Origin of the sequence: Enterobacter sp. RHBSTW-01064, assembly GCF_014103035.1 — a bacterium.
GTDB classification, from domain to species: domain Bacteria; phylum Pseudomonadota; class Gammaproteobacteria; order Enterobacterales; family Enterobacteriaceae; genus Enterobacter; species Enterobacter mori.
In genome coordinates this window covers 136,224-155,565 of the sequence record NZ_JABXOU010000003.1, presented here as the reverse complement: position 1 = coordinate 155,565, position 19,342 = coordinate 136,224, and the positions used below count along the sequence as shown (strand labels likewise).

Genomic DNA, 19,342 nt, shown 5'->3' with positions numbered 1-19,342 from the left:
GATCGGGATGTTGAATTTATGATCGCTGTCACGAAGGGAGTTAGCGGGCGGTAGAGCCGCGAACGATCAGTTCGCCAGAGAAGACCTGTTCACGCACGGCGTCGCTGGCACCTTCAATACGGCGAACCACCTGTTCAACAGCGGCATAGCCGATTTGCCACGTGGGTTGCTTGAGCGTGGTGATGCCGACGCCAGCCAGCTCTGCCCACTCAAGCTCATCGAAACCCAGCAGGCCGATATCACTTCCCCAGTGCAGGCCAATGCGCTTGAGGGAGCGGGCAACCTGGAGCGTTAGCGCCCCGTTTGCGGAGATGACGGCTTTACGCATTCCACGGTGGCGCGTGTGGAACTGGCGAAGGGTATTGTCAATCTGGTCAGCTTCATGCAGCGGCGTTTCGGCATTTTCGGCGATCACGCCGGGATAGCGGTCCAGCGTGGCGCGAAAGGCGCTTAAGCGCTCGCGACGCGTGTTGACCATTCCCAACGGTTCACTCAGGAAAAGGACCGCTTCAAAACCCTGTTCGATGAGGTGCTCGGTGGCTGTAGTGGCCGCCTGCGTGTTATCCAGCCCGACGACATCGCAGGCAAATTCCGGGATTTTGCGGTCGATAAGCACCATTGGCAGCGAAGACTGCTGCAGCCGGTTGAGCCCTTCTTCACGCATGCCCACGGCATTCACCACAATACCTTCCACCTGGTAGCTGCGTAGCAAATCCAGATAGTGCAGCTCCTGATCGACCTCATTGTTGGTGTTACAGACCAGCGGCGTAAAGCCTTTTTCGCGACAGGCGGCTTCGATGCCGCTGAGCACGTTGACGGAGTAGGGGTTGGTGATATCGGCGATGATCAGACCAATCAGGCGAGTTCTGCCGCGTTTCAGGCCGCGCGCCATAAGGCTTGGGCGATAGTCGAGTTCGGCAATGGCCTGTTCAATGCGGGCGAGCAGCGCGTCGGACAGCAGGTGTTTCTCACCGTTGAGATAGCGCGAAATGCTGGTTTTACCGGTTTTGGCGGCTTTCGCAACGTCGCTGATGGTGGCCCGGGTTGGTTTGCTCATCGCTGATTTCCCTGAATTTAGTGAGAATACCTTAGCGGGAAAATCTGGCGAATCAAGTAATTTGCCCGGTGTCGCTGCGCTTACCGGAGGTTGCGGTCTGGTGCCCTCACCCCAACTCTCTCCCACGGGAGAGGGCGCAAACACTAAAAACGGCAACGGGGTTGCCGTTTTGCTTTTACCTACTGAATTGGGCTTAACGTAATCTCTACGCGACGGTTCTGTGCTTTGCCTTCCGCCGTGCTGTTGCTGGCAATCGGATTTGCCGGACCCATGCCGCTGGTGCGGATACGGTTCGCTTCAACACCCTGGGCGATCAGCGAGCTGGCCACGGAATCGGCGCGCTGCTGAGACAGACGCATGTTCAGATCCTGGCTGCCGGTACTGTCGGTATAGCCAATCACGTTAACGGCGGTTTTATTGTACTCTTTCAGCACCATCGCCACGCCGGTCAGGGTGTTTGCGCCTGCTGGTTTCAGCGTTGCGCTGCTGCTGTCAAAGGTCACGTTGTTTGGCATGTTCAGGATGATGTTGTCGCCGCTGCGCGTGACGCTCACGCCTGTGCCTTTCATTTTGTCGCGCAGTTTCGCTTCCTGCACATCCATGTAATAACCGACGCCGCCGCCCAGTGCTGCACCTGCTGCTGCGCCAATCAGTGCGCCTTTACCGCGATCTTTCTTGGAGGAAGAGAGTGCCCCAACGCCTGCCCCAACCAGCGAGCCGATGCCCGCGCCGATGCCGGATTTACCCGCTTCGCGTTCACCGGTGTAAGGGTTAGTTGTGCAGCCAGAAACAGCCAGTGCACCGCTCACCAGAGCGGCAATAACGAGTACGCGTTTTTTCATCTTATTTCCTTAATCCTTTTTATTCTTTGCCACGGCGAGCGTGGCAGTTGATTATGACGTCCAGATACGGAGAAAATTCAGTGTATAACTCTGAAATTTGTGACAAACCATAAATCGCCTCAATTAAGAAGGCCGTAAACCTGCACGCAACCAGGAGCGCACGCTTTGAGCACCTCAACCAAAACCATTCTGACCGCCGCCCACTGGGGACCCATGCTGGTCGAAACCGACGGGGAAACTGTCCTGTCGTCCCGCGGGGCACTGCCAACACAGCATCCCAACTCGTTACAGACTGTCGTTCGCGATCAGGTGCATAGCAAAACGCGCGTGCGCTGGCCGATGGTGCGTAAAGGTTATCTGGCTTCGCCAGACAAACCGCAAGGTATTCGGGGACAGGATGAGTTTGTCCGCGTGAGCTGGGATGAGGCGCTGGCATTGATTCACACCCAGCATAAACGTATCCGTGATAGCTATGGTCCGTCGTCCATTTTTGCTGGCTCTTACGGCTGGCGTTCGAACGGCGTGCTGCATAAGGCCTCGACGCTGCTGCAGCGCTATATGAGTCTGGCCGGGGGCTATACCGGGCATTTGGGAGATTACTCCACCGGTGCGGCGCAGGCGATTATGCCGTATGTCGTGGGCGGGAATGAGGTCTACCAACAGCAGACCAGCTGGCCGCTGGTGCTGGAACATACTGATGTGGTTGTGCTGTGGAGCGCTAACCCCCTCAACACTCTGAAAATTGCCTGGAATGCGTCCGATGAGCAGGGCGTGTCATATTTCGACGCGCTGCGCAAAAGCGGCAAGCGCATCCTCTGTATTGACCCAATGCGTTCGGAAACCATGGATTTCTTCGGCGACAGCGCCGAGTGGATTGCCCCGCATATGGGCACCGACGTGGCGATGATGCTGGGTATCGCCCATACGCTGGTAGAAAACGGTTGGCACGATGCGGAATTCCTGGCGCGTTGTACCACCGGTTTCGATAAATTTGCCGACTACCTGACGGGTGAATCCGATGGGGTGGCTAAAACAGCGGAATGGGCAGCAGAGATTTGTGGCGTTCCTGCGGGTAAACTCCGCGAACTGGCGGCGTTGTTCCATAAAAATACCACCATGTTAATGTCCGGCTGGGGAATGCAGCGCCAGCAGTTTGGCGAGCAGAAGCACTGGATGCTGGTGACCCTTGCCGCAATGCTTGGGCAGATTGGCACGCCGGGCGGTGGTTTTGGTCTCTCCTATCACTTTGCGAACGGCGGTAACCCAACGCGTAAAGCGGCGGTGCTGGCGTCTCTGCAGGGCTCGGTGCAGGGCGGCGTGGATGCCGTGGATAAAATCCCGGTGGCGCGCATTGTTGAAGCTCTGGAAAACCCGGGCGGTTTTTATCAGCACAACGGTCTGGACCGCCACTTCCCGGATATTAAATTTGTCTGGTGGGCGGGCGGGTCGAACTTCACACACCATCAGGACACCAACCGCCTGATCCGCGCCTGGCAGAAGCCGGAGCTGGTGGTCATTTCCGAGTGCTTCTGGACCGGCTCGGCTAAGCATGCCGATATTGTGCTGCCTGCGACCACGTCGTTTGAGCGTAACGATCTCACCATGACCGGCGACTACAGCAACCAGCACATGGTGCCAATGAAGCGTGTTGTCGCACCGCGCGATGAAGCGCGTGATGATTTTGACGTCTTTGCGGAACTGAGCGAGCGCTGGGAAGCGGGCGGGCGCGAGCGTTTTACCGAAGGCAAAACGGATCTGGAATGGCTGGAAACCTTCTACCAGATTGCGGCCCAGCGTGGCGCAGCCCAAGGGGTGACGCTGCCGCCGTTTGCTGAGTTCTGGGAAGCGAACGGCATCTTCGAAATGCCGGAGAGCGAGCAAAATGCGCAGTTTGTCCGTTTCGCTGATTTCCGCCGCGACCCGGAGAACCATCCGCTAAAAACCGAAAGCGGGAAAATCGTTCTCTTCAGCGAGCGCATTGCAGGCTTTGGCTATGCTGATTGCCCACCGCACCCCATGTGGCTGGAGCCAGACGAATGGCACGGCAACGCGCAGCCGGGGCAGCTTCAGATCTTATCTGCCCATCCGGCGCACCGCCTGCACAGCCAGCTGAACTATACGTCACTGCGCGAGCAGTATGCGGTTGCTGGGCGCGAGCCCATTACCCTGCATTCCGAAGATGCGAAAGCACGTGGAATCGCAGATGGCGATGTGGTGCGCGTCTGGAACGGGCGCGGACAGGTGCTGGCGGGAGCGGTGGTGAGCGACGGGATTAAGCCGGGCGTTATCTGCATTCACCAGGGGGCATGGCCGGATCTGGACCTGAGCGAAGGCGGTATCTGTAAAAACGGGGCGGTTAACGTGCTGACCAAAGATCTCCCCAGCTCGAAGCTGGGGAATGGCTGCGCGGGGAATACGGCGCTGGCATGGGTCGAGAAATACCAGGGGCCAGCGCTTACGTTAACGGCGTTTGATCCGCCTGCCAGCTCATGATCCACGTCGGGTGTTGGGTATCATCCTGCCAGGCGCTATCTTCAATGCGAAAACCCTGCGCATGGTAGAAATTCACTGCCCGGACATTTTTCTGGTACACCTCCAGGCTTAAATGCGGAAAGCGCTGTTGAACATGGTTCAGCAGCGCCCGCCCGATGCCTTTCCCGATGTACGACGGTGCGACAAACAGCGCGCCGACAAACTGCGACTGCATCACGCTGATAAATCCGCACGGCTTTCCGTCCTGTTCCCAGACCCAGGTTTCCGCCGACGGCAGGTAAACCTCCCGCACCATGGCTTCGTTCTCTTTCCAGTAGTTTGCATCGATAAACGGATGCGCCTCCGTGGTGCTTGCTAGCCACAGACTCAGGAGCGGATCGGTATTTTCACTTTGCCATTTGCGGATCATGGTGGCCTCCCGGATGACAGAAGCAGCCCGTAATATGATCGTTGACCAGCCCACAGGCTTGCATAAAGGCGTAACAGATGGTGCTGCCCACAAATTTAAAACCGCGTTTTTTCAGCGCCTTAGAGAGTGCATCTGAAGCGGGTGTGGAGGCGGGGATCTCCCCGAGCGTAGCGGCCTGCGTGACGTGTGGCGTGTCATTCACAAAAGACCAGACAAATTCTGAAAATGACTCGCCGTTTTGCTCCATCGCCAGGTAAGCGCGTGCATTGCCGATGATGGCCTGGATTTTCCCGCGATGACGAATGATACCAGCGTCCAGTACCAGTCGTTCGACATCCTCTTCGGTCATGGCGGCGACGGCGACAGGATCGAACTGGTGGAAGGCGTTGCGGTAATTTTCCCGTTTTTTCAGTACGGTAATCCATGACAAACCCGCCTGCTGGCCTTCAAGGCAGATCATTTCAAACAGTTTTTTGCCATCCGTTTCCGGTATGCCCCATTCACGATCGTGATAGTCGATATAGAGCTGATCCTGGCTTACCCAGCCGCAACGTTGCATAGGTTATCTCCCTTATTCACACGGTTATCGCAAAAAATTTCATTTCGTCAGGCTTGACGTGTCTACTTTAAAGACAATAGTTAATACAGGGCTATATGCCCGTTAACCTCTTCCTGAACAACGATAAATATCGCCGAAATTGGCTCTTTCTGGAGTCGCTTTGATGATGATAAAAAAAATCAGTGGTCGCCATGCTGTTTCTGGCCTGGTGGGGATTTCAGCGTGGTTGTTTTTTTGTCACACAGTATCTGCCTGGCAACAGGAATATATCGTTTCAGACGCACAAAGTAATACGGCGGAACGCTATACATGGGATGCGGATCACCAACCGCGTTATGAAGACATTCTGGCTGAACGTATTAAGACTTCGCAAACTGGACCTGGGCTTGCCCTGAATTCGCCTTCTGGCCCGACAGCGGAAGGCAGTATGAGCGTGGGCTGGAATTTTCCGCTGGCGGGAAATATAACAACCGGCCCGGTGATGGCGTGGCGTTACGATGGCACGGCACCCATGATGATTAATGAATTCGGCGATAGCGTGACGACGCAGGGGCTGACCGATCCGCTCTGGCATGCCAGCGTGAGCAGCCTGGGCTGGCGCGTGGATACGCAATATGGCGATCTTCGGCCCTGGGCGCAGGTCAGTTTCAATCAGCAGGTTGGCGAGAACCAGTGGAAGTCTCAGTTCGGCATGTCGCAGACGCCTGCTATTGCACAAAACAGCAGCTGGATGGACGTGACCGTCGGAACGGATATGCCGTTTACAACCCATATGGCGGCCTATGCGTCATTGGCTCAGGGGGAAAACACCACGACGGGCGAGGAGTTCATGTACACCCTGGGTGTGAGTGCAAACTTTTAAAGTTGTCACTTTTTCCAACGTTGCGATAACATCTTAAATACAATAACGGCGCGCCTTGTCGCGATAGCGAGCACTAACAATTGTGCATGTCGTTCCCCGGCAAGGTCATTCATTCCCGATTCCAGGCATTTCATTCCGTTCCTCCTGCATTTCATGCCGTTTTACCCCAGCGGTAATAAGGTTTTGTTTATTGTTGTCCTCAGCGAACTTCCTTAATTTCTCTTGCAGGACAACTGCCATGAACACTTCAACTTATAACCGTACGCGCTGGCTCACGCTTTTCGGCACTATCGTCACCCAGTTCGCGCTGGGCTCGGTCTACACCTGGAGCCTGTTCAACAGTGCGCTTTCCGATAAGCTCGGTGCACCGGTGAGCCAGGTGGCGTTCTCTTTCGGCCTGCTGAGCCTGGGGCTGGCGCTTTCCTCTTCCGTCGCGGGCAAACTGCAGGAGCGCTTTGGCGTTAAGCGCGTCACCATGGCGTCCGGGATCCTGCTGGGCGTGGGCTTTTTCCTGACGGCGCATTCCAACAACCTGATGATGCTCTGGCTGAGCGCCGGGGTGCTGGTGGGTCTGGCAGACGGTGCTGGTTATCTGCTGACGCTGTCGAACTGCGTGAAGTGGTTCCCGGAGCGTAAAGGTTTGATCTCTGCGTTTGCCATCGGTTCATATGGTTTGGGCAGCCTCGGGTTCAAATTTATCGATTCCCATTTGCTGGCCTCCGTTGGCCTCGAAAAAACCTTTATGATCTGGGGCGTTATCGTTCTGGTGATGATTCTGTTCGGTGCAACGCTGATGGCCGATGCGCCGCAGCAGGAAGTGAAATCCGTTAACGGTGTGGTGGAAAACGACTTCACCCTGGCTCAGTCCATGCGCAAACCACAGTACTGGATGCTGGCGGTGATGTTCCTGACGGCCTGCATGAGCGGTCTGTATGTCATTGGCGTGGCGAAAGATATCGCGCAGGGCATGGTGAAACTGGATGCGGCCACGGCGGCGAATGCGGTCACCGTGATTTCTATTGCCAACCTCTCGGGCCGTCTGGTGCTCGGTATTCTGTCTGATAAAATTGCCCGTATCCGGGTCATTACGATAGGGCAGGTGGTTTCGCTGGTGGGCATGGCGGCGCTGCTGTTTGCACCGCTGAATGAGGCCACTTTCTTTGCCGCGATTGCCTGCGTGGCCTTTAACTTTGGCGGCACCATTACCGTCTTCCCGTCTCTGGTGAGCGAGTTCTTTGGCCTGAACAATCTGGCAAAAAACTACGGCGTCATCTATCTGGGCTTCGGGATCGGCAGTATCTGCGGTTCGTTAATTGCTTCATTGTTCGGCGGGTTCTATGTGACCTTCTGCGTGATATTTGCCTTGCTGATTATTTCCCTGGCGCTGTCGACGACGATTCGTCAGCCGCAGCGAGAAGTATTTAGCGAAGCGCATGCGTAACGAATAAGAAGAGGCCGTAATGGCCTCTTTTTTTGCGCTGAGGGATACGCTTCCTGACTTGCTTTTTTGTAAAAATTTGCACGGATCACATTCTCTGCTGCCACTTTTCTCTCCCGCTGTGGTCTACTTACCGCGCTTGTAGACGTTTCTGATAACGCTTTCCTACGCACATACTTACTCTGTCTGTTTTCTCGATGAGAGTCGGCGGGTCTCTATACCCCTTCCCCCAGGGTTGTTTGCATGAAATACATTAGGTCTCTTACCCAGCAAAGATTGTGTCTGATGCTGGCTGTCTATATCGGTTTGTTTCTGAATGGCGCGGTGCTGTTCAGACGAGTGGAAGGTTATTTCGAGCACCTCACCGTAAGAAATGGAATTTTTGCTGCAATTGAAGTGTTCGGTTCCATCCTCGCTACCTTCTTCCTGTTACGTCTGCTTTCCCTTTTTGGCCGACGCCCGTGGCAAATTCTGGCTTCACTGGTTGTCATTATCTCTGCCGCCGCCAGTTATTACATGACCTTTATGAATGTGGTCATTGGCTATGGGATTGTGGCGTCAGTCATGACCACCGATATCGATCTCTCGAAAGAGGTCGTAGGTAAGGGCTTTATCGTCTGGACGGTTTTAACCTGTCTGATACCGCTCTTCTTTATCTGGAGTAATACCTGCCGCTATACGTTGTTACGCCAGCTGCGCACGCGCGGGCAGCGGATCCGGAATATCGCCGTTGTCCTGCTGGCCGGATTACTGGTCTGGGCACCGATTCGCTTGATGGAAAAACAGCAAAAACGTATCGAAAAAGCGACGGGCGTCGACATGCCAAGCTACGGCGGTGTGGTCGCTAACTCTTATTTGCCCTCCAACTGGCTCTCGGCCTTAGGCCTGTATGCCTGGGCACAGGCGGATGAATCGAGTGATGTAAAATCCTTGATGAATCCGACGAAAAAATTCAATTACGTGGCACCGGCTGACGGGCTGGATGATACCTACGTCGTCTTTGTTATCGGTGAAACCACGCGCTGGGATCATATGGGTATTCTCGGCTATGACCGCGATACCACGCCAAAACTGGCCCAGGAAAAGAACCTCGTGGCTTACCGCGGTTACTCCTGCGATACCGCGACGAAGCTCTCTCTGCGCTGTATGTTTGTGCGTGAGGGCGGTGCCAGCGATAACCCGCAGCGTACCCTCAAAGAGCAGAACGTGTTTGCTGTTCTGAAGCAGCTTGGATTTAGCTCCGACCTGTTCGCTATGCAAAGTGAGATGTGGTTCTACACCAACACCATGGCGGATAACATCGCCTATCGTGAGCAGATTGGTGCCGAGCCGCGCAACCGTGGGAAGAATGTCGATGACATGCTGCTGCTCTCCGAGATGGAACAGTCGCTGAAAAACCATCCGCAGGGTAAGCACCTTATCGTGCTGCATACCAAAGGCTCGCACTACAGCTATTACCAGCGTTATACGCGCGATTTCGCGAAATGGACGCCTGAGTGTGTCGGCATTAACAAAAACTGCAGCAAGCAGGAGCTGATCAATGCCTACGACAACTCGATTCTGTATGTGGACACGTTCCTGAGCAGGGTGATCGACGAGCTTCGCGATAAGAAAGCGATTGTGATCTACGCGGCTGACCACGGCGAGTCCATCAACGAAAAAGAACACCTGCACGGTACGCCACGCAAGCTTGCGCCGCCGGAGCAGTTCCGCGTGCCGATGATCATGTGGATGTCGGATAAGTACCTTGAGAACCCTGACAAAGCCAAAATGTTTGCGCATTTGAAGCAGCAGGCAGAGATCAAGGTCCCGCGCCGTCACGTCGAGCTGTACGATACCATTATGGGTTGTCTCGGCTATACCTCACCGAACGGTGGAATTAACGAAAACAACAACTGGTGTAAACTCCCTGATAACACCGCAAAAGCCGCGCAGTAGCTGCTCTGGCGAGAATATCGCCAGTTGAATGGCTTTTTGAAAATAAGGGATTGACGGGGGCGCACCTCAGCAGTAAGATGCGCTCCGCATTCGGCGAGTAGCGCAGCTTGGTAGCGCAACTGGTTTGGGACCAGTGGGTCGGAGGTTCGAATCCTCTCTCGCCGACCACATTTAAAAAAGGGCTAACCGCAAGGTTAGCCCTTTTTGCATTATGGCGTTAGCCAGCCAGACTCATTAAAACGCCCCTTAGCCTTGCTTCACCCTGCCTGTTAACGATTTTGTGACATTATCCATTGTATTTTTTTATATATGGATTGATCTTTTTTCGCGTTGCTTATGGATAACCTCAGCATTTTTCGCTGTGCGTTTTAACGTTCGCGGAATTTAGTGCTCAGATAATCACCATTCCGCAAGAAAATTTACCCAATCTGAATAAAAGTTAATCACTACATGTTGCGAAATATGAAGATATTTGTGCTGCCACATGGCGAGTAGCATAAATTTCCCTGCTGAAAACTGGCGCTGGAGGTTTTTTTAATCTTTGTTTGCGGTTTCTCACACTCCGCGTAAATCCCCGTCACCTGTATTGACGTTTTCACATTCTGTTGACAGATTGTAGGGCATGAGGGGCATTTCAGGGACGATCTGCGCTGCAACTCAAACGCTCTTCTGAAAGGATTCTCCATCCCTTTAAAGCCTTCGGGCATCACCGACCAGACCGGGTAAAAAATAAATAAAGGTCAGGCGGCGTAACACAACAAAGCAAAACATCACATTGGAGCAGAATAATGAGTATTTCCTTGAAGAAGTCAGGGATGCTAAAGCTTGGTCTGAGCCTGGTGGCTATGACCGTAGCAGCAAGCGTACAGGCAAAAACCCTGGTTTACTGTTCTGAAGGCTCGCCGGAAGGCTTTAACCCACAGCTCTTTACCTCTGGTACGACGTACGACGCAAGCTCTGTACCGATCTATAACCGTCTGGTTGAATTTAAAACCGGCACCACGGAAGTGATTCCGGGTCTGGCTGAGAAGTGGGAAGTCAGCGAAGACGGTAAAACCTATACCTTCCACCTGCGTCAGGGCGTGAAGTGGCAGGACAGCAAAGAATTCAAACCAACGCGCGACTTTAACGCCGACGACGTTGTGTTCTCTTTCGACCGTCAGAAAAATGCCCAGAACCCGTACCATAAAGTGTCTGGCGGCAGCTATGAGTACTTCGAAGGAATGGGTCTGCCGGACCTGATCGCCGAAGTGAAAAAAGTGGACGATAAAACCGTTCAGTTCGTGCTGACGCGTCCGGAAGCGCCATTCCTGGCTGACCTGGCCATGGACTTCGCTTCTATCCTCTCTAAAGAGTACGCGGACAACATGCTGAAAGCCGGTACGCCGGAGAAAGTCGACCTGAATCCAATCGGTACCGGTCCATTCCAGCTGCTGCAGTACCAGAAAGACTCCCGCATTCTGTACAAAGCCTTCGAAGGCTTCTGGGGCACCAAACCGAAGATTGACCGCCTGGTCTTCTCCATCACGCCTGACGCTTCCGTGCGTTACGCAAAACTGCAGAAAAACGAATGTCAGGTTATGCCGTACCCGAACCCGGCTGACATCGCTCGTATGAAGCAGGACAAGAACATCAACCTGCTGGAGCAGGCTGGCCTGAACGTGGGCTATCTCTCCTTCAACACCGAGAAGAAACCGTTTGATGACGTGAAAGTGCGTCAGGCGCTGACCTACGCGGTGAACAAAGAAGCGATCATCAAAGCCGTTTACCAGGGCGCTGGCGTTGCTGCCAAGAACCTGATCCCACCAACCATGTGGGGCTATAACGACGACATTAAAGACTACACCTACGATCCTGAGAAAGCGAAAGCGCTGCTGAAAGAAGCAGGCCAGGATAAAGGCTTTACCGTTGAACTGTGGGCAATGCCTGTTCAGCGTCCATATAACCCGAACGCGCGCCGTATGGCGGAAATGGTTCAGGCTGACTGGGCGAAGATCGGCGTTCAGGCCAAGATTGTGACCTACGAGTGGGGCGAGTACCTGAAGCGCGCCAAAGCGGGTGAACACCAGGCGGTGATGATGGGCTGGACCGGCGACAATGGGGATCCGGACAACTTCTTCGCCACCCTGTTCAGCTGCGCGGCAGCGAAAGACGGTTCCAACTACTCTCGCTGGTGCTACAAGCCGTTTGAAGATCTGATCCAGCCGGCGCGTGCGACCGACGATCACAACAAACGTATTGAACTGTACAAGCAAGCGCAGGTTGTTATGCACGATCAGGCCCCGGCGCTGATTGTTGCTCACTCCACCGTGTACGAGCCAGTGCGTAAAGAAGTGAAGGGCTACGTGGTTGATCCACTGGGCAAACACCACTTCGAAAACGTATCTGTTGAATAATAAGTAGGGTGTTCTCCCTCTCCCTTTGGGAGAGGGCAGGGGTGAGGGTCGTGCATGCATCCCCTCACCCTAACCCTCTCCCACAGGGAGAGGGAATTTACATTTGTGAGCAATACAGACGTCACGCCACTGGTCGTGCGTCATCAGAGAGAATCCGGGTTATGTTGCAGTTCATCCTCCGACGTCTGGGACTCGTTATCCCGACGTTTATCGGTATCACCCTTCTCACTTTTGCCTTCGTCCATATGATCCCCGGCGACCCGGTAATGATTATGGCGGGCGAGCGTGGTATCTCCCCTGAGCGTCATGCGCAGCTGCTGGCTGAACTTGGCCTTGATAAGCCAATGTGGCAGCAGTACCTCCACTATATCTGGGGCGTGTTGCACGGTGATTTAGGGATTTCACTCAAAAGCCGTCTTCCGGTGTGGGACGAGTTCGTGCCGCGTTTCAAAGCGACGCTGGAACTGGGCATCTGCGCCATGATTTTCGCCACTGCGGTGGGTATTCCTGTTGGGGTACTGGCTGCCGTTAAGCGTGGCTCTATTTTTGACCATACCGCCGTGGGTCTGGCGCTGACCGGTTACTCCATGCCTATCTTCTGGTGGGGCATGATGCTGATCATGCTGGTCTCCGTGCAATGGAACCTAACCCCGGTCTCCGGGCGCGTCAGCGATATGGTCTTCCTTGATGATACCAACCCGCTCACCGGCTTTATGCTGATCGACACGGCTATCTGGGGCGAAGAGGGCAACTTCATTGATGCCGTCGCGCACATGATCCTGCCTGCGATGGTGCTGGGCACCATTCCTCTGGCGGTGATCGTGCGTATGACCCGTTCCTCCATGCTGGAAGTGCTGGGCGAAGATTACATCCGTACCGCGCGTGCCAAAGGGTTAACCCGCATGCGCGTGATCATCGTTCATGCCCTGCGTAACGCCATGCTGCCGGTCGTTACCGTTATCGGTCTGCAGGTGGGGACGCTGCTGGCAGGGGCGATCCTGACGGAAACCATCTTCTCCTGGCCGGGCCTCGGTCGCTGGCTGATTGACGCGCTGCAACGCCGTGACTATCCGGTTGTGCAGGGCGGTGTACTGCTGGTTGCGACGATGATTATCCTCGTCAACCTGCTGGTCGATTTGCTGTACGGCGTGGTGAACCCGCGTATTCGTCATAAGAAGTAAGGGGCCGTCATGTCAGAAGTCACTCAAAATAACGTGGTCGCTGCACCGGTTCCTATGACGCCGCTGCAGGAGTTCTGGCACTACTTCAAGCGCAACAAAGGCGCGGTGGTAGGGCTGGTGTATGTTGTTATCATGATCCTGATTGCGGTGTTTGCGAACTTCCTCGCACCGTATAACCCGGCGGACCAGTTCCGCGATGCGCTACTCGCGCCACCTGCCTGGCAGGACGGCGGTAGCCTGACGCACCTGCTCGGTACCGATGATGTGGGTCGTGACGTGCTGTCGCGTCTGATGTACGGCGCGCGTCTGTCGCTGCTGGTGGGCTGCCTCGTTGTTGTACTGTCGCTGATCATGGGCGTTGTGCTCGGCCTGGTGGCTGGCTACTTCGGCGGTATCGTCGATAACGTCATCATGCGTATCGTCGACATCATGCTGGCGTTGCCAAGCCTGCTGCTGGCGCTAGTGCTGGTGGCGGTCTTTGGACCTTCGATAGGTAATGCTGCCCTGGCGTTGACGTTCGTTGCGCTGCCGCACTATGTCCGATTAACCCGTGCGGCTGTCCTGGTTGAGGTGAATCGAGACTACGTCACCGCTTCTCGCGTGGCGGGTGCGGGTGCGATGCGCCAGATGTTCGTCAATATTCTGCCTAACTGCCTTGCGCCGCTGATTGTTCAGGCGTCGCTCGGTTTCTCTAACGCCATTCTCGATATGGCCGCTCTTGGCTTCCTTGGCATGGGTGCGCAGCCGCCAACACCGGAGTGGGGCACTATGCTCTCCGACGTGTTGCAGTTCGCGCAAAGCGCCTGGTGGGTCGTCACCTTCCCGGGTCTGGCGATTCTGCTGACGGTGCTGGCATTTAACCTGATGGGTGATGGTCTGCGTGATGCACTTGATCCCAAACTGAAGCAGTAAGAGGCACGAGATGGCGTTATTAAATGTAGATAAATTATCGGTACACTTCGGCGACGAAGGCACACCGTTTCGCGCCGTGGACCGCATCAGCTACAGCGTAAATCAGGGTGAAGTGGTTGGTATCGTAGGGGAGTCTGGTTCCGGCAAGTCAGTCAGCTCGCTGGCAATTATGGGGCTGATTGATTATCCCGGCCGCGTAATGGCGGAAAGCCTGGAATTTAATGGTCAGGACCTGCAGCGCATTTCCGAGAAGCAGCGCCGCCAGCTGGTGGGCGCGGAAGTGGCGATGATCTTCCAGGACCCAATGACCAGCCTGAACCCGTGTTACACCGTGGGGTTCCAGATTATGGAAGCCATCAAGGTGCATCAGGGGGGGAACAAGCAAACCCGTCGTCAGCGCGCTATCGATCTGCTGACGCAGGTAGGTATTCCCGATCCGGCATCGCGTCTGGATGTGTATCCGCACCAGTTATCCGGCGGGATGAGCCAGCGCGTGATGATCGCCATGGCAATTGCCTGTCGGCCAAAACTGCTGATCGCCGATGAACCGACAACCGCGCTGGATGTAACCATCCAGGCGCAAATCATCGAGCTGCTGCTGGAGCTGCAGCAGAAAGAGAATATGGCGCTGGTGCTGATTACGCACGATCTGGCGCTGGTGGCTGAAGCGGCACACAAAATCATCGTGATGTATGCAGGCCAGGTGGTGGAGACCGGAAGTTCGCACGATATCTTCCGTGCCCCGCGTCATCCGTATACGCAGGCTCTGCTGCGTGCGCTGCCGGAATTTGCGCAGGATAAAGCGCGTCTGGCCTCGCTTCCTGGGGTTGTGCCCGGTAAATATGACCGTCCGCAGGGCTGTCTGCTTAACCCGCGCTGCCCGTATGCGACGGATAAATGCCGCGTCGACGAGCCAGAGCTCAATCTGCTGGCTGACGGTCGCCAGTCCAAATGCCACTATCCACTCGATGATGCCGGGAGGCCAACACTATGAGTACGCAACAACTGCTGTTGCAGGCCATCGACCTGAAAAAACACTACCCGGTGAAGAAGGGCTTATTTGCTCCTGAGCGCCTGGTCAAAGCGCTGGACGGTGTCTCCTTTACCCTTGAGCGCGGTAAAACGCTTGCGGTGGTGGGGGAGTCCGGCTGTGGCAAATCGACGCTGGGCCGTCTGCTGACGATGATTGAAGTGCCAACCGGCGGCGAACTGTACTATCAGGGGCAGGATCTGCTCAAGCACGACCCACAGGCGCAGAAGCTGCGTCGCCAGAAAATCCAGATTGTGTTCCAGAACCCGTACGGTTCACTGAACCCGCGCAAAAAAGTGGGTCAGATTCTGGAAGAGCCTTTGCTTATCAACAGCAACCTGAGCAAAGAGCAGCGTCGTGAGAAAGCGCTGGCGATGATGGCGAAAGTGGGTTTGAAAACTGAGCATTACGATCGCTACCCGCATATGTTCTCGGGCGGCCAGCGTCAGCGTATCGCCATCGCCCGCGGTCTGATGCTTGACCCGGACGTGGTGATTGCCGATGAGCCTGTTTCTGCGCTCGACGTATCCGTACGTGCGCAGGTGCTGAACCTGATGATGGATCTGCAGCAGGATCTGGGGCTGTCGTATGTGTTCATTTCACATGATTTGTCTGTCGTGGAGCACATTGCCGATGAAGTGATGGTGATGTACTTAGGGCGCTGCGTGGAGAAAGGGACGAAAGAGCAGATCTTCAATAATCCTCGTCACCCGTATACCCAGGCACTGCTGTCTGCGACGCCGCGTCTGAATCCGGACGATCGTCGTGAGCGCATTAAGCTGACCGGCGAGTTGCCAAGCCCGCTGAATCCACCTCCGGGATGTGCGTTCAATGCCCGCTGTAGCCGACGCTTCGGGCCCTGCACGCAGTTGCAGCCACAGTTGAAGGATTATCGTGGACAACTGGTGGCCTGCTTCGCGGTCGATCAGGATGAAAATGGCGAAAAGCCGCATGCGTAAAGAAAAAAACCGGCGTGAAGCCGGTTTTTTTATATCTGCGTTATGACTTCCGTAGACGGATCTGGTCGACAGCGTGTTTCTCACTCTTGGTGAGGATCAGGCTGGCGCGCTCACGTGTTGGCAGGATGTTCTCTTTCAGGTTCACGTAGTTGATCTCATTCCACAGTCCCGTTGCGACGTTGATCGCCTCTTCTTTAGAGAGCTGGGCGTAATTATGGAAGTAGGAATCAGGATCGGTGAACGCCCCTTCGCGGAACTTCAGGAAGCGGTTGATATACCAGCTTTTCAGCAGATCTTCCGGCGCATCGACATAGATAGAGAAGTCAACAAAGTCGGAAACAAAGACGTGATGCGGGTCGTGAGGATAATCCATCCCGCTTTGCAGCACGTTTAACCCTTCCAGAATCAGGATGTCTGGCTGCACAACCGTTTTGTCGCCATCCGGGATACGGTCGTAAATCAGATGCGAGTAAACCGGCGCGGTGACGTTAGGCGCGCCCGATTTCAGATCAGAGACGAATTTCACCAGACGGTGCATATCATAAGAGAGCGGGAAGCCCTTCTTCTTCATCAACCCGCGTTCTTTCAATACTTCATTGGGATGCAGGAAGCCGTCGGTGGTAATCAGTTCCACGCTGCGGTGTTCTGGCCAGCGGCTCAGTAACGCCTGTAACACGCGCGCGGTGGTGCTTTTACCCACTGCCACGCTGCCCGCGATACTGATGATATAAGGAATACGCTGACCGTTAGTACCGAGGAACTGTTCCAGTACCGCCTGGCGGCGGAGGTTCGAGCTTATATAGAAGTTAAGCAAGCGAGAGAGGGGAAGATAAATTTCTGCCACCTCTTCCAGGGACAGATCTTCGTTTATCCCTTTTAACCGTGCGATTTCACCTTCCGTCAGCGTCATGGGAACGGAATCACGCAGGGCAGCCCACTGGCTGCGGTTAAAGTGAAGATAAGGTGTCATTAACGTTTGCTCTTTTTTGCTCATAAGCATGCTTCTGTGAGCCAGCACAAAACTGCCGGGTCATGGCTCTTCACATAGTTAATTTTGGACAATGGGCAGGAGGTTAACACCAGATGACAGGAATAATAAGAAAAAATATGGGAAAGCGATGCTTTACGCGGGAGGTATCACGGTACGGTATAGAAGGGGTAAATCAGGGGTTCATGTTGAATATTTGACCGCGAGCGGATGAATTTAAAGCGGTTAGCACTGGTTTCGCATAAAATGTGAGCGAAAGAACGTTTTATGCAATTTTTTAGTTGCATGACTGCGCATGTCTCCATAGAATGCGCGCTACTTGATGCCGACTTAGCTCAGTAGGTAGAGCAACTGACTTGTAATCAGTAGGTCACCAGTTCGATTCCGGTAGTCGGCACCATCAAGTCCGGTGGGGTTCCCGAGCGGCCAAAGGGAGCAGACTGTAAATCTGCCGTCACAGACTTCGAAGGTTCGAATCCTTCCCCCACCACCACTTTCTGGCAGCGTAAATGCCGCCGGAGCTGGTTGGAAAAATTAGCCAGCTCGAACATGAAAAGAGAGAAATCTCTTTTTTTGTTACAGAAAGAACTGGGTAGCCGAGTTTCAGGATGCGGGCATCGTATAATGGCTATTACCTCAGCCTTCCAAGCTGATGATGCGGGTTCGATTCCCGCTGCCCGCTCCAATACGTGCTGATATGGCTCAGTTGGTAGAGCGCACCCTTGGTAAGGGTGAGGTCCCCAGTTCGACTCTGGGTATCAGCACCACTTCACTTCTCCTCCCGTTTCTCTCTGTTTCAATTTAAATGTATTCAACAGTTCAGGCATTTCGCCTGGTTGATGTGGTGATATCACCGATTTATCCGTGTCTTAGAGGGACAATCGATGTCTAAAGAAAAGTTTGAACGTACAAAACCGCACGTTAACGTCGGTACTATCGGCCACGTTGACCATGGTAAAACAACGCTGACCGCTGCAATCACTACCGTTCTGGCAAAAACCTACGGTGGTTCTGCTCGCGCATTCGACCAGATCGATAACGCACCAGAAGAAAAAGCTCGTGGTATCACCATCAACACCTCCCACGTTGAGTACGACACCCCGACTCGCCACTACGCACACGTAGACTGCCCAGGCCACGCCGACTATGTTAAAAACATGATCACCGGTGCTGCGCAGATGGACGGCGCGATCCTGGTTGTTGCTGCGACTGACGGCCCAATGCCTCAGACTCGTGAGCACATCCTGCTGGGTCGTCAGGTAGGCGTTCCTTTCATCATCGTGTTCCTGAACAAATGCGACATGGTTGATGACGAAGAGCTGCTGGAACTGGTAGAGATGGAAGTTCGTGAACTGCTGTCTCAGTACGATTTCCCAGGCGACGATACCCCAATCGTTCGTGGTTCCGCGCTGAAAGCGCTGGAAGGCGACGCAGAGTGGGAAGCGAAAATCATCGAACTGGCTGGCTTCCTGGATTCTTACATCCCAGAACCAGAGCGTGCGATTGACAAGCCATTCCTGCTGCCAATCGAAGACGTATTCTCCATCTCCGGTCGTGGTACCGTTGTTACCGGTCGTGTAGAGCGCGGTATCATCAAAGTTGGTGAAGAAGTTGAAATCGTTGGTATCAAAGAGACTGCTAAGTCTACCTGTACTGGCGTTGAAATGTTCCGCAAACTGCTGGACGAAGGCCGTGCTGGTGAGAACGTGGGTGTTCTGCTGCGTGGTATCAAACGTGAAGAAATCGAACGTGGTCAGGTTCTGGCGAAGCCAGGCTCAATCAAGCCACACACCAAGTTCGAATCTGAAGTGTACATCCTGTCCAAAGACGAAGGCGGCCGTCATACTCCGTTCTTCAAAGGCTACCGTCCACAGTTCTACTTCCGTACAACTGACGTGACCGGTACCATCGAACTGCCAGAAGGCGTTGAGATGGTAATGCCAGGCGACAACATCAAGATGGTTGTGACTCTGATCCACCCAATCGCGATGGACGATGGTCTGCGTTTCGCAATCCGTGAAGGCGGCCGTACCGTTGGCGCGGGCGTTGTTGCTAAAGTTCTCGGCTAATCGCTGATAACATTTGACGCAATGCGCAATAAAAGGGCATCATTTGATGCCCTTTTTGCACGCTTTCACATCAGAACCTGGCTCATCAGTGATTATTTTTGTCATAATCATTGCTGAGACAGGCTCTGCAGAGAGCGTATAATCCGAAAAGCGAATAAGCATTTCGATTTGGTTTGCCTCGCAATCGCGGGGTGAAAATGTTTGTAGAA

The 19,342-nt window shown here is 54.4% G+C and carries 15 protein-coding genes and 5 tRNA genes; 15 read left to right on the top strand and 5 right to left on the bottom strand.

What is annotated here, in order from left to right; genetic code table 11:
• Positions 1 to 40: 40 nt before the first annotated feature.
• Both HV355_RS10920 and HV355_RS10915 read right to left on the bottom strand, forming a co-directional pair.
• Positions 41 to 1,057, bottom strand: coding sequence for a LacI family DNA-binding transcriptional regulator (locus HV355_RS10920; RefSeq protein ID WP_010426243.1), 1,017 nt, complete (start codon positions 1,055 to 1,057; stop codon positions 41 to 43).
• 179 nt (positions 1,058 to 1,236) lie between these two features.
• Positions 1,237 to 1,899 carry an OmpA family lipoprotein gene (locus HV355_RS10915; protein WP_010426241.1) on the bottom strand — a complete coding sequence of 221 codons (663 nt, stop codon included), beginning with the start codon at positions 1,897 to 1,899 and terminating at the stop codon, positions 1,237 to 1,239.
• A gap of 165 nt (positions 1,900 to 2,064) precedes the next feature.
• Between HV355_RS10915 and HV355_RS10910 the strand changes: the two genes are divergently transcribed.
• Positions 2,065 to 4,392, top strand: a complete 2,328-nt coding sequence (locus HV355_RS10910; RefSeq protein ID WP_120158914.1) for a molybdopterin guanine dinucleotide-containing S/N-oxide reductase — start codon at positions 2,065 to 2,067, stop codon at positions 4,390 to 4,392.
• Here the strand turns inward: HV355_RS10910 and HV355_RS10905 are convergent.
• Positions 4,355 to 4,801, bottom strand: a complete 447-nt coding sequence (locus HV355_RS10905) for an N-acetyltransferase (RefSeq protein ID WP_010426237.1) — start codon at positions 4,799 to 4,801, stop codon at positions 4,355 to 4,357. The two genes, HV355_RS10910 and HV355_RS10905, sit on opposite strands and share 38 nt — an antisense overlap.
• On the bottom strand, positions 4,779 to 5,360 hold the full coding sequence (tag, locus tag HV355_RS10900; protein WP_010426235.1) for a DNA-3-methyladenine glycosylase I: 582 nt from the start codon (positions 5,358 to 5,360) through the stop codon (positions 4,779 to 4,781). Before tag ends, HV355_RS10905 begins: the two co-directional genes overlap by 23 nt.
• A 163-nt stretch (positions 5,361 to 5,523) precedes the next feature.
• On the opposite strand from tag, the gene HV355_RS10895 reads away from it, so the two are divergent.
• From HV355_RS10895 to dppF, 9 genes are all read left to right on the top strand, one after another.
• Entirely contained in the window at positions 5,524 to 6,222 is a 699-nt protein-coding gene (locus tag HV355_RS10895) for an autotransporter domain-containing protein (protein ID WP_182401888.1), read from the top strand.
• A gap of 238 nt (positions 6,223 to 6,460) precedes the next feature.
• On the top strand, positions 6,461 to 7,663 hold the full coding sequence (locus HV355_RS10890; RefSeq protein WP_182401887.1) for an MFS transporter: 1,203 nt from the start codon (positions 6,461 to 6,463) through the stop codon (positions 7,661 to 7,663).
• A gap of 240 nt (positions 7,664 to 7,903) precedes the next feature.
• Entirely contained in the window at positions 7,904 to 9,598 is a 1,695-nt protein-coding gene (eptB, locus tag HV355_RS10885; RefSeq protein WP_148400228.1) for a kdo(2)-lipid A phosphoethanolamine 7''-transferase, read from the top strand.
• 91 nt (positions 9,599 to 9,689) lie between these two features.
• Positions 9,690 to 9,766: transfer RNA gene (locus HV355_RS10880), tRNA-Pro, on the top strand.
• Between the two features lie 620 nt (positions 9,767 to 10,386).
• Entirely contained in the window at positions 10,387 to 11,994 is a 1,608-nt protein-coding gene (gene dppA / locus HV355_RS10875) for a dipeptide ABC transporter periplasmic-binding protein DppA (RefSeq protein ID WP_100167433.1), read from the top strand.
• A 161-nt stretch (positions 11,995 to 12,155) separates the two neighbouring features.
• Positions 12,156 to 13,175 carry a dipeptide ABC transporter permease DppB gene (gene dppB / locus HV355_RS10870; RefSeq protein WP_006177810.1) on the top strand — a complete coding sequence of 340 codons (1,020 nt, stop codon included), beginning with the start codon at positions 12,156 to 12,158 and terminating at the stop codon, positions 13,173 to 13,175.
• A gap of 9 nt (positions 13,176 to 13,184) precedes the next feature.
• Positions 13,185 to 14,087 (top strand): dipeptide ABC transporter permease DppC, encoded by a 903-nt coding sequence (gene dppC / locus HV355_RS10865; protein ID WP_182401884.1) that lies wholly within the window; start codon positions 13,185 to 13,187, stop codon positions 14,085 to 14,087.
• A 10-nt stretch (positions 14,088 to 14,097) separates the two neighbouring features.
• Positions 14,098 to 15,081 carry a dipeptide ABC transporter ATP-binding protein gene (gene dppD, locus HV355_RS10860; protein ID WP_010426220.1) on the top strand — a complete coding sequence of 328 codons (984 nt, stop codon included), beginning with the start codon at positions 14,098 to 14,100 and terminating at the stop codon, positions 15,079 to 15,081.
• Positions 15,078 to 16,076, top strand: coding sequence for a dipeptide ABC transporter ATP-binding subunit DppF (gene dppF, locus HV355_RS10855; RefSeq protein WP_010426213.1), 999 nt, complete (start codon positions 15,078 to 15,080; stop codon positions 16,074 to 16,076). The genes dppD and dppF overlap by 4 nt, the downstream gene beginning before the upstream one ends.
• A gap of 40 nt (positions 16,077 to 16,116) precedes the next feature.
• Here the strand turns inward: dppF and coaA are convergent, their stop codons facing one another.
• Complete coding sequence (gene coaA, locus HV355_RS10850) at positions 16,117 to 17,070, bottom strand: type I pantothenate kinase (RefSeq protein WP_010426211.1); 954 nt, start codon at positions 17,068 to 17,070, stop codon at positions 16,117 to 16,119.
• Between the two features lie 318 nt (positions 17,071 to 17,388).
• Here coaA and HV355_RS10845 point away from each other — a divergent pair.
• From HV355_RS10845 to tuf, 5 genes are all read left to right on the top strand, one after another.
• A tRNA-Thr gene (locus HV355_RS10845) sits at positions 17,389 to 17,464 on the top strand.
• An 8-nt stretch (positions 17,465 to 17,472) separates the two neighbouring features.
• Positions 17,473 to 17,557: transfer RNA gene (locus tag HV355_RS10840), tRNA-Tyr, on the top strand.
• 117 nt (positions 17,558 to 17,674) lie between these two features.
• Positions 17,675 to 17,749 (top strand) — tRNA-Gly (locus HV355_RS10835).
• A 6-nt stretch (positions 17,750 to 17,755) separates the two neighbouring features.
• A tRNA-Thr gene (locus HV355_RS10830) sits at positions 17,756 to 17,831 on the top strand.
• 117 nt (positions 17,832 to 17,948) lie between these two features.
• Entirely contained in the window at positions 17,949 to 19,133 is a 1,185-nt protein-coding gene (gene tuf / locus HV355_RS10825) for an elongation factor Tu (protein ID WP_023309456.1), read from the top strand.
• Positions 19,134 to 19,342: the final 209 nt, after the last annotated feature.

Excerpts from the sequence above, each read along its gene's own strand:
- eptB (WP_148400228.1), top strand. The coding sequence starts at position 7,904 with ATGAAATACATTAGGTCTCTTACCCAGCAAAGATTGTGTCTGATGCTG.
- HV355_RS10920 (WP_010426243.1), bottom strand. The coding sequence starts at position 1,057 with ATGAGCAAACCAACCCGGGCCACCATCAGCGACGTTGCGAAAGCCGCC.
- HV355_RS10915 (WP_010426241.1), bottom strand. The coding sequence starts at position 1,899 with ATGAAAAAACGCGTACTCGTTATTGCCGCTCTGGTGAGCGGTGCACTG.
- tag (WP_010426235.1), bottom strand. The coding sequence starts at position 5,360 with ATGCAACGTTGCGGCTGGGTAAGCCAGGATCAGCTCTATATCGACTAT.
- dppC (WP_182401884.1), top strand. The coding sequence starts at position 13,185 with ATGTCAGAAGTCACTCAAAATAACGTGGTCGCTGCACCGGTTCCTATG.
- coaA (WP_010426211.1), bottom strand. The coding sequence starts at position 17,070 with ATGAGCAAAAAAGAGCAAACGTTAATGACACCTTATCTTCACTTTAAC.
- dppD (WP_010426220.1), top strand. The coding sequence starts at position 14,098 with ATGGCGTTATTAAATGTAGATAAATTATCGGTACACTTCGGCGACGAA.
- dppF (WP_010426213.1), top strand. The coding sequence starts at position 15,078 with ATGAGTACGCAACAACTGCTGTTGCAGGCCATCGACCTGAAAAAACAC.
- HV355_RS10895 (WP_182401888.1), top strand. The coding sequence starts at position 5,524 with ATGATGATAAAAAAAATCAGTGGTCGCCATGCTGTTTCTGGCCTGGTG.
- HV355_RS10905 (WP_010426237.1), bottom strand. The coding sequence starts at position 4,801 with ATGATCCGCAAATGGCAAAGTGAAAATACCGATCCGCTCCTGAGTCTG.
- tuf (WP_023309456.1), top strand. The coding sequence starts at position 17,949 with ATGTCTAAAGAAAAGTTTGAACGTACAAAACCGCACGTTAACGTCGGT.
- HV355_RS10890 (WP_182401887.1), top strand. The coding sequence starts at position 6,461 with ATGAACACTTCAACTTATAACCGTACGCGCTGGCTCACGCTTTTCGGC.
- dppB (WP_006177810.1), top strand. The coding sequence starts at position 12,156 with ATGTTGCAGTTCATCCTCCGACGTCTGGGACTCGTTATCCCGACGTTT.
- dppA (WP_100167433.1), top strand. The coding sequence starts at position 10,387 with ATGAGTATTTCCTTGAAGAAGTCAGGGATGCTAAAGCTTGGTCTGAGC.